This window comes from Empedobacter sp. UBA7494 (assembly GCF_002478465.1).
Lineage (GTDB): Bacteria > Bacteroidota > Bacteroidia > Flavobacteriales > Weeksellaceae > Empedobacter > Empedobacter falsenii_B.
Genome location: NZ_DLOC01000075.1, coordinates 21,017 through 30,940, shown reverse-complemented (window position 1 = coordinate 30,940; position 9,924 = coordinate 21,017). Strand labels below are relative to the sequence as shown.

Below are 9,924 nucleotides of genomic sequence, written 5' to 3'. Positions count from 1 at the left end.
CCAATTGAGCTATTCCCGCGTTGTGAGTGCAAATATAAGGTCATTAATATTACTTTTGCAAGTGTTTTTCGAATAAATTTTACAACTTTTTTCTAATAAATTAATTTTGAAATATTTGACTTGTTGATTTTTTTTAAGAAATTAGGGGGAAATATAATTTGAATGACATTTGATGAGTTATTAATACTAATTGAAAGAAATAATTTCAAGTCGAAAGTAGATTTTACGATTGCAATTAAACTTTTTGATGCAGAAAATGATTGGTCCGAAGAATCAATTACAATAAATGAATTTATAAATAACATTGAAATGGAAATTGGAAACGATATTTTTTATAAAAATTTAGTTTCTAAGTTAGATTCATATAATTCTATAAATAACGCTTGGAAAGTATAAAGCTTGATGTCAGTGAAAGATATTTTAGAGCTTGATGTAACACGAAATTTCAAATCAATTATTAATGAATTTATTGAAAATAATAAAATAGAGTTATGAAAATTCCAACAATTCATGGTATTATAGAACGCAGAATGTTAATCAATTTTTGTGTAGAACCGCATTATATTGAGAAGATTTTGCCTCGACCTTTTCGCCCAAAATTGTACAAAGGAAAAGCAATTGCTGGAATTTGTTTGATTCGATTGAAAGATATAAAACCAAAAGGTTTGCCTGATTTTGTAGGAGTGAATTCTGAAAATGCAGCGCATCGAATTGCGGTTGAATGGGAGGAAAATGGCGTGACAAAAGAAGGTGTTTATATTCCGAGGCGAGATACTTCGCTAAAATTGAATGCACTTGTTGGTGGTCGAGTTTTTCCTGGAAAACATTATTTTGCGAAGTTTAATGTTATAGAAGAAAACGATAATTATCATTTAGATTTTACGAGTTCTGATGATACGCGAATTGAAATTGATGCTAAAAAATCTGTTGAATTTAATTCGAATTCGATTTTCGAAACGTTGGATGAAGTTTCAAAATTCTTCGAGAATGGTTCTGTCGGTTATTCTCCACATGGAAATAATTTTGAAGGTCTAAAACTCGAAACCTATAATTGGGGAGTAGAACCATTGGAAGTTTTACATGTGAAATCAAGTTTTTTTGAAGATGAAACAATCTTTCCAATAGGTTCTGTTCAGTTTGATAATGCAATTCTTATGACAAATATCGAGCATGAATGGAAGTCGTTAGAAAAGATAAAATGTTTGTAATCTATTCTTTCTTCAAAATAAAATCTTCTTCATTCGTTTTTCCTAAATTAAACTGAAATATTTCGCCATAATTTACAGGAATTTTGAATGCATTTTTGATTGGAATTTGCAACAAATAACACCACATCAAACGAATGATTCCTCCATGTGCAACAATCAACACTTTTTCGTATTGAGCATTTCGTAATTCGTCCATAAAATCAAAAAGACGGGCAGACATTTCTTGCATCGATTCGCCATTTGGCGTTTTAATTTCGACAAAATCGACGTACCAAGGTTCTATTTCTTCCGAAGGAATTTCGTTCCACGATTTCATTTCCCAATCTCCGAAATTGAATTCTTTTAATCGATCATCAAAAATAATTTCATTCGAGAAAGTTTCTGCCAATCGTTGACAACGACTTAATGGACTTGAAAAAATTACCTCAAAATCGTTTTCAATTTTAGTATGAATTTGTACAACTTCTTGATGAAAAGTGTCAGCTAATTCCACATCAGTTTGCCCGTAACAAACCGATGAAGGAACATTAACTTTTGTATGTCGAATTACAGAAACTTGCATAGTATTAAAACGCCAAGGTAAAACAAAACTTCGGTAACTTGTTGCACAGTTCCCAAGCAATCGCCTGTGTATCCGCCAATATATTTTTTGAAATACCAGCCCAAATAAACTTTTCCGATGTAACAAAGTGGTAAAATCAACAAAAATTTCCATTCGCCAAAAACAATAAAAGGTACAAGACAGAAAAGAAAACTAATAACAAGATTTTTTATCGGAAGTGCTTTGTTTGCCATCGGTTTCGATTTACTTTTGTCAATATCTGTCACATATTCGTGCGTATAAATCATCATTCCAGAAAAAAAGCGACTAACCGAATGTGCTGCGATCAAGCTGAAAATCATCAACCAAAAATTATTTTCGGCAATATGTTGAAGTGATGTAAATTTTAATAACAACAATAAGATAACGCCAATTACACCGTAAGCTCCAATTCGGCTATCTTTCATAATTGTCAAGATTTTTTCTTTGCCATAACCGCCTCCAAAACTATCGCAAACATCGGTAAAACCATCTTCGTGAAAGGCGCCAGTCAGCAAAACACTTGTAATCATTGTGATAATAATAGCGATATCAATTGGTAAAATAAATTGACAAATTGTATAAATCAACGCGTTAAAAGCGCCAACTAATAAACCAATCGCCGCGTAATATTTTTGTGATTGATTCATAATTTCGTTGCTGTATGGAATTTTGAACGGAATTGGAATTCGTGTAAAAAACATCAAAGCTGTTAAAAAATAAGTGATTTCCTTTTTTAGCATTCTACTTCAGTTTCTTTGTTACTAACGCCTGCAGATTCAAAGCTTGCCATATCATTGTAGAAATTCACTGCACTTTTTATAATTGGATAAGCCAACGCACAACCTGTTCCTTCGCCAACACGCAAATTGATGTTCAGAATTGGTTCTTCGTTGAAATAATTCAATAAATATTGATGTCCAGATTCGTCACTTTGATGACAAAAAATAGCATTATTTAGAATTTCTGGTTTTAATTTAGACGCAACCAAAATCGCTGCCGAAGCAATGTATCCATCAATCATCAACAACATATTGTGTTCATAAGCAGATAACATTGCAGCTGTCATTTGCGCAACTTCAAAACCTCCAAAAGTCGCTAAAATTTGTTTTGGATCAGTAATTTTTCCATGCGTATTTTTTGCTTGATTAAGAATATTGATTTTATTCTGTAATTGCTCATCATTCAAACCAGTTCCGCGTCCCACACACTGCTCCAAAGGCAAATCGGTCAAATAATGTACAAGCATCGACGCAGAAGAAGTGTTCCCAATTCCCATTTCGCCAAAACCAATAATATTAGTCCCATTTTGGGCGATTTCGTTCACAATTGTCTTCGAATAATCAAAACATTGTTCCAATTGATCTAAGGTCATGGCAGGTTCGTACAAGAAATTTTTGGTTGATTTGGCTACTTTACAATTTTTCAAAACCGAATAATCCTCGAAATGATAATTTACACCAGCATCAACAATGGTTAAATCAATCTCATTTTGATTACAAAAAACATTAATCGCCGCTCCATTATTTAGGAAATTAAAAACCATTTGAGGTGTAACTTCCGCAGGATACGCACTAACACCAGATTGCGCAATTCCATGATCGCTTGCGAAAACAATTAGATGTGGATTGATTAATTCTAACTGTTTTTTTTGTTGAACCAAACCAATTTTAAGTGCGGTTTTTTCTAATAAACCTAAGGCTCCTAGCGGTTTTGTTTTAAGATCAATAATGTGTTGAATTTCTTCTTTTTGCATTTTATACTAAACTAAATTTTAATAAAAAAATGCTTTCGAAATCAAGTGCAATCAATTCAACAAATAATAAAATACATGTAGTTTTGATTGAGCTTCAATCGCGAAAGCATCATCTAAAAAGTGGTCTGGCTTATAGTTTTTCTCTACTTACAGTTGCGCGACAGCTCGAGATTTGCACTCGATTCCCTTTTGTGTTAGCAAGGTAAGAAAATAATCATAAAAGCAAAAAACTATTCTTTAATAGCAATTATTCCTTGTATTCTTGGTTCTATTTCAATATCTCCCATAATAATTTCTTCCGCTACGAAATCTGCTACATTCAATTTTAATTTTTTTGGTAGATTTTTGCTTGTGTAATTTTTATTAATTTCTATGTTTTTTTCGTTTGAAGCTAATCGAATATCAATTGGTAAACCTTTTTGGACATCGCATTTTATAGTGTATTCCTCACCAACTTTTAAAGTTTGTTCTATCAATTCACCATTAATTAATAATCGGAAAGTAGAAAACTCTTGAATTCTTGTGTTATAACTTTTAGTAACAATTATTTTAAATTCAATCGATTCATTTTCTATAGAATTATTGATAGGTAAAGGATTATCATGACAAGCTGTATTATGTTTTTGAGCTTTTGATGAAGTACTCATTAATCCTAAAGCAGAAAAAATCATAACATTAGAAATCGTTTTCTTGAAAAGATTTTGACCTAATTGACTTGGATGAAAAATACCACAATGAACGTTTTTTTTCTGAAATTCATTTGAAATTTCGTCATTTGTGAAGTTAGAAAAGTCAGTGATTTTATGTTGACATTTCGTACAAAAATTATCATCTCGTAATTTTTCTTTGCATGGAGTTGGGATTGTGATTTTCATATTTTTTAAAGTTTAGATTTATAATAGAGATGATTTTAGGAATAAAAAGGTTGGTTTGATTTTTAGAAATAATTGATTTCGAATATTTGGATTTATGTAATATCTTTAACCACCTCTACTTTCCTTTAAAATAGCTATTATTTAAATGGAAAATTATCCCATCCCAACGAACGAAAAGCAAAGATTGCAAGCGGTTTACGATTATAATTTACAAGCGCATGATAAAGACGAAGAATTAGAAGTTTTTGCAAATGCTGCGAGTTTGATTTGTAATGCGCCAATTGCGTTAGTTTCTGTTTTTGATGAAAACTATCAAGTGATTAAAGCAAATTGTGGAATCGAGGTAGATATTGTTCCGCGACAACAAACGATATGTCAATTTTCTTTGGTAGAAAATGAAATTTTGGTGATTGATGATGTGACGAAATTTGAACCTGCAAAAAATATTGCTGGTGTAAAAGCCGCAAATATTCAGTTCTATGCTGGTGTTCCATTGATTGATGACAATGGAAATGCGTTGGGAACATTGTGTGTAAACGACCATTATCCAAGAACGTTAGACGATAAACAACGTAATTTATTGATTCAACTTGGGAAAAATATTACCAAATTATTGGTTAGTAAAAAGCGAAAAAAAGACGCTTCTTACTTTCAAAATATCTATAAAATATCTAATAATCTTATTGGAGTTGCCGATATTAATGGTGTTCTAAAATCTATAAATCCTTCTTTTAAAGAGGTTTTAGGAATAAAAGATGAAAAGACAATTATTGCAGAAAACTTTTTAGATTTTGTTTCGGAAAAAGATAAAAAGAAAGTTAATACGTATTTATAAAATCTTAAAAATAATACAGATTCAATCAATTTTAAATGTTTGATGTGTTCTCCTGAATCTCAAGAAGAGAAGTTGGTGGAATGGTACACAAAATCGAATTTAAAAATTGATAACGAAATCTTTTTCTTTGGTCGAGATATCACGCTAGAAAATTCGAAAAAAGTAGAATTAGAAAACAGCGAACGTAAGTTTAGAAATTTCTTCAATTCTTCGCTTGGTTTGATGACGATTCACGATTTGGATGGAAATATTTTGTCGATAAATAAGACGGGATTAGAATCTATGGGCTATTCAGAAAGTGAAGCAAAAGATTTGAATCTGAAAAATTTAATTCCAAAAGCTAATCAAAAAGAATATCAAACCTATATCGAAACAATTTTGAGTAAAAAGCAAGATTCTGGATTGATGAGTTTGATTAAGAAAGATGGTTCGTTGACATATTGGTTATACAGCAATATTTTGGACAAAGATAACGAAGGAAATCCTGTTGTAATGAGCACTGCGGTGGATATGACGCAAAGAACTTTGTTGGAAAGAGATCTTAATCGTGTTCGTCAATTGTTAGATCATACATACGAAGTTGCAAATGTTGGAGGTTGGAAATATGATTTGATTCAACAAAAATTAATTTGGGCAGATACGACGAAAAAAATCCACGAAGTTGAACCAGATTATGAACCAAATGTAGAAACTGCACTTCATTTTTATGAAGCTAAAAGTAGTTATCCAAAAATCAAGAAAGCCTTTAGAGATGCCGTAGAAAAAGGGATTGAATATGATATGGAATTGCAAATCGTTACGCAAAATGGAAAAACAATTTGGGTAAGATGCAAAGGAATTCCAGAATTTGTAAATGGTGAATGTGTTAGCGTTTTTGGAATTTTTCAGGATATTAATGAAAGGAAACGTTATACGTTAGAATTGGCTCGACAAAAAGCCATTTTCGAAACGTTTATTAATCACGTACCTGCTTCTGTTGCAATGTTTGATAATGAAATGAATTATCTGACTTTGAGTAATCAATGGAGTGATGAATTTGCGATAAAAAAGAAAAATGTGATCGGAAAATCTCATTACGAAATGTATGATGTTCCAGCAGAAAGAAAAGCAATTTACGATGCTTGTTTGCAAGGCGAAAATTATTCGAATGATGATACCATTTATCGCACACCAAAATATGATACGGATCAACACTATTCGTGGGCGATTCATCCGTGGTATATCAACAAAAAACAGATTGGCGGTTTGATTATGTTTTCGCAAAATATAACAGAATCTGTTAAGAAAAATAAAGAGCTTAAAAAAGCGAAAAAGAATGCGGATATCGCTAGTAAAGCAAAGTCTGAATTTTTAGCAAATATGAGCCACGAGATTCGAACGCCGTTAAATGGTGTGATTGGTTTCTCTGATTTATTGTTGAAAACGCCACTTAATCCGACTCAAAAACAATATTTGAATTTTATTAATGATTCTGCAAATTCATTATTGTCAATAATAAATGATATTTTAGATTTCTCTAAAATTGAATCCGGTCGAATGGATGTTTTGATAGAAAAAAATAATTTGTTCGAGTTAGGAAATCAAGTAATCAATGTGATTCTTTATCAAGCCGAAAACAAAAAAATTGAATTATTGTTGAATATAGATAATAATTTACCTCAATTTATTTGGATTGATGAAGTTCGTCTAAAACAAGTTTTGATTAATCTACTTGGAAACGCTGTGAAATTTACGGATAGTGGAGAAATAGAACTAAAAATTAGTCAAGTTGAACCAATTGTAAAAGGAGAAAAAGTAAAATTGAGATTTTCTGTTCGTGATACAGGAATTGGTATAAAACCAGAAAAACAAGTCAAGATTTTTGATGCATTTACTCAAGAGGATAGCACTGTTAGTAAACGTTTCGGAGGAACTGGTTTAGGTTTAACAATTTCAAATAAGTTGCTAAATTATTTCGGAAGTCATCTAGAATTGCAAAGCGAAATAGATAAAGGTTCTACATTTTTCTTTGATTTAGAAGTTGATTACGAATATAATATTGAGCAACAATTTGATCATTTGGAAGAAATAAATCATGTGTTGATTGTAGATGATAATCAAAGTAATCAAATGATTTTGCAGCATATGTTGCAGTTCAAAAATATAACGTCTGATATTGCGAACAATGGAATGGAAGCGCTTCAGAAAGTTTTGAATGGCAATGTTTACGATGTTATTTTGATGGACTATCACATGCCAGTTTTGAATGGTTTAGAAACAATTCAGAAAATAAAAGAGTATTTTGTAACTAAGAATACAAAAATTCCTTTAGTATTATTGCATAGTTCTTCTGAGGATGAATATCTAATTCAGAAAGCAAAAGAATTGGGAATTACTTCGCGATTATTGAAACCAATTAAGTCTGAAGAATTGTTTGATACGCTGCGTAAAACGATTATTGATTCGAAAGAAATTCAAACCATAGAAATTGAAAATCAAGAAGAAATTTCGCAAGATTTTTCGAAACAATTTCATATTTTAATTGCTGATGATAATTTAGTTAATATGGCTTTAAATCAGCAGATTATCAAAAATATTGCACCAAATTCTATTTTGTATACGGCTGCGAATGGAGCGGAAGCCGTATCAATTTGTCAAGAAAATAAGATCGATTTAATTTTGATGGATATTCAAATGCCAGAAATGAATGGTATTGAAGCAACTAAGGTTATTCGTTTATTAAACAATTTTCAAGAAACTCCGATTATAGCAGTGACAGCGGGAAATGTAAAAGGCGAAAAGGAAAAATGTCTTGATGCTGGATTGAATGATTTTTTAGCAAAACCAATTCGAGAAAAAGATATTTTTGATGTTTTAGAAAAATGGTTAGATTTTTCTAAAAAAGAAAAGAATGAAACCAACGATTTTGGAAATCACCTTGATCTTTCTATGATAAATAATTATACGAAAGATGATGAATCATTTAGAAAAATGTTTATAGAAATAATTATTAATGAGTTAGAAAAATCTATACTAGAATTTGAAACTTATTCCAACAAACAAAATTTAGAAGGATTAAATCAATTAGGTCATAAAGTAAAAGGAACAGCAAAAACTGCTGGACTTACAATTTTGGCTGATTTAACCGAACAAATAGAAAAATCGACTTCAATCAATTACCTACAAGAAAACCAGCTGATTATTAAAGTAAAAACCGAAATAGAATTAGTTATTAACTATTTAAAAATTATTTAAAAACCAATATTATGCAGATTTTAATTGCCGAAGACGATGAATTGATTTTAAAAACAATAGAACACAAACTGAAAAAGAAGGTTACAAAGTTGTTTTAACAAGAAATGGAAAAGAAGCTATCAGTAAGATTGAGGCTGAAGATATTGATTTGATTATTACCGATATTATGATGCCTTTTGCGTCTGGTTTGGAGATTATTAGTGCTGTTAGAAAAAGTAAGAATTCCGAAACACCAATGATTATTTTGTCTTCTTTAGGGCAAGAAGATGTGGTGGTGGAAGCATTTAATTTGGGTGCAAATGATTTTATGGTGAAACCATTTAGCCCTATTGAATTGTCTGTTCGCGTCAAGAAATTATTAAAATAAAAGCATGATTATCCTACAAATTATAACCTATACCGAGTTAATAGTAGGAATTTACATTCTACTTATTTTACTTTTTTTGATAATTATTTATACGTTATTGACAAGTATAATTGAAAATAAAATCATTACAAAGAAAAATAAGTGGAATGCTATTATTGATCAAGAAATTTATGAAACAATTTTGGATGATCAATCCAATTCGAATACTGATTTTACGGATTATTTGAAATCAAGTTCATTCAAACATTATTTTATCAAAAAATTACTAAAAGCGGAACAAAATTTTTCTGGAAATTCAAAAGAAAGTATTCAAAATTTATTTGACCATTATCAATTAAAAAAAATATCCTTACAGAAATTAAATAGTCAAAAAAATCATGAAATTGCTGAAGCAATACAGGAAGTTACGGCGATGAATAATGATGAAACTTTACCGAAAATCAAAAGTATGTTACAACATAAAAATGATTTAGTTCGATCTGAAGCTCAATATGGTTTAGCAAAATTTTCTGGTTTCGAAGGTTTATTTTTTTTAGACAATTTACAGGAACAATTGACGGATTGGCAACAGTTGAAATTGTTGGATGCAATTACAATTTTACCAAATATTGATGAGGTTGATACGATAATTTCAAATTGGTTAAAATCACCTAATCAAAGTGTGAAAATTCTAACAATGAAATTAATTCGCAAGTTTCAATTGTTGCAAATGCACGATTTGGTTGCAGATAATTTGCACGATTCTGATGAAAAAGTTGTGGAAGAAACGATTAAAACATTAGTCAGAATCGAAGATGATTCAACTTCAAAATTATTGATTGAGCAATATGAAACATGTAACGAAAAGTTTCAAATTCAAATTTTAAAAGCTTTAGAAAAAATCTCAAATCCAGAAAATAACACATTTTTAGAAACTCAAGCAAAGGAAAATCCATCATTTTCTGTCAAAAAAGCAAGTGTAAGAGCGTTAAATAATTGTTGTTCAAAAACCAATTTACAAAAACTTGCACATCAATCAAACTCTCCTGAATTAAAACAAATTATTAATCAAATTATCCAAGAAAACTAA

Annotated in this window: 10 protein-coding genes and 1 riboswitch; of the genes, 6 read left to right on the top strand and 4 right to left on the bottom strand. The window is 30.4% G+C overall.

The features are described 5' to 3' along the window. Positions 1-162 precede the first annotated feature (162 nt). Positions 163-396 (top strand): hypothetical protein, encoded by a 234-nt coding sequence (locus tag B4E95_RS09045; protein ID WP_291091244.1) that lies wholly within the window; start codon positions 163-165, stop codon positions 394-396. 95 nt (positions 397-491) lie between these two features. Further along, the gene (locus B4E95_RS09040) at positions 492-1,208 is read left to right on the top strand and encodes a DUF2071 domain-containing protein (RefSeq protein WP_291091242.1); all 717 of its coding nucleotides are present in this window, start codon (positions 492-494) and stop codon (positions 1,206-1,208) included. 1 nt (position 1,209) lies between these two features. Here the strand turns inward: B4E95_RS09040 and cobC are convergent, their stop codons facing one another. The 4 genes from cobC to B4E95_RS09020 all read right to left on the bottom strand — a co-directional run bounded on the left by cobC (position 1,210) and on the right by B4E95_RS09020 (position 4,419). Beyond that, positions 1,210-1,770, bottom strand: a complete 561-nt coding sequence (cobC, locus tag B4E95_RS09035; RefSeq protein ID WP_115001662.1) for an alpha-ribazole phosphatase — start codon at positions 1,768-1,770, stop codon at positions 1,210-1,212. Further along, positions 1,755-2,531 carry an adenosylcobinamide-GDP ribazoletransferase gene (locus B4E95_RS09030; RefSeq protein WP_286474212.1) on the bottom strand — a complete coding sequence of 259 codons (777 nt, stop codon included), beginning with the start codon at positions 2,529-2,531 and terminating at the stop codon, positions 1,755-1,757. Before B4E95_RS09030 ends, cobC begins: the two co-directional genes overlap by 16 nt. Next, positions 2,525-3,544, bottom strand: a complete 1,020-nt coding sequence (gene cobT, locus B4E95_RS09025; RefSeq protein WP_286474210.1) for a nicotinate-nucleotide--dimethylbenzimidazole phosphoribosyltransferase — start codon at positions 3,542-3,544, stop codon at positions 2,525-2,527. The genes B4E95_RS09030 and cobT overlap by 7 nt, the downstream gene beginning before the upstream one ends. 100 nt (positions 3,545-3,644) lie before the next feature. Then, positions 3,645-3,765: riboswitch (cobalamin riboswitch) on the bottom strand. Positions 3,766-3,774: 9 nt separating this feature from the next. Beyond that, positions 3,775-4,419 carry a hypothetical protein gene (locus B4E95_RS09020; RefSeq protein ID WP_291091240.1) on the bottom strand — a complete coding sequence of 215 codons (645 nt, stop codon included), beginning with the start codon at positions 4,417-4,419 and terminating at the stop codon, positions 3,775-3,777. A 145-nt stretch (positions 4,420-4,564) separates the two neighbouring features. Between B4E95_RS09020 and B4E95_RS09015 the strand changes: the two genes are divergently transcribed. The 4 genes from B4E95_RS09015 to B4E95_RS09000 are packed head-to-tail and all read left to right on the top strand — an operon-like array spanning position 4,565 to position 9,924. Next, positions 4,565-5,254, top strand: coding sequence for a GAF domain-containing protein (locus B4E95_RS09015; RefSeq protein ID WP_115001658.1), 690 nt, complete (start codon positions 4,565-4,567; stop codon positions 5,252-5,254). Positions 5,255-5,296: 42 nt separating this feature from the next. Continuing rightward, positions 5,297-8,488, top strand: a complete 3,192-nt coding sequence (locus B4E95_RS09010) for a response regulator (RefSeq protein WP_291091246.1) — start codon at positions 5,297-5,299, stop codon at positions 8,486-8,488. Between the two features lie 40 nt (positions 8,489-8,528). Continuing rightward, on the top strand, positions 8,529-8,855 hold the full coding sequence (locus B4E95_RS09005) for a response regulator transcription factor (RefSeq protein ID WP_349680111.1): 327 nt from the start codon (positions 8,529-8,531) through the stop codon (positions 8,853-8,855). A gap of 4 nt (positions 8,856-8,859) precedes the next feature. Then, positions 8,860-9,924, top strand: a complete 1,065-nt coding sequence (locus tag B4E95_RS09000) for a HEAT repeat domain-containing protein (RefSeq protein ID WP_291061420.1) — start codon at positions 8,860-8,862, stop codon at positions 9,922-9,924.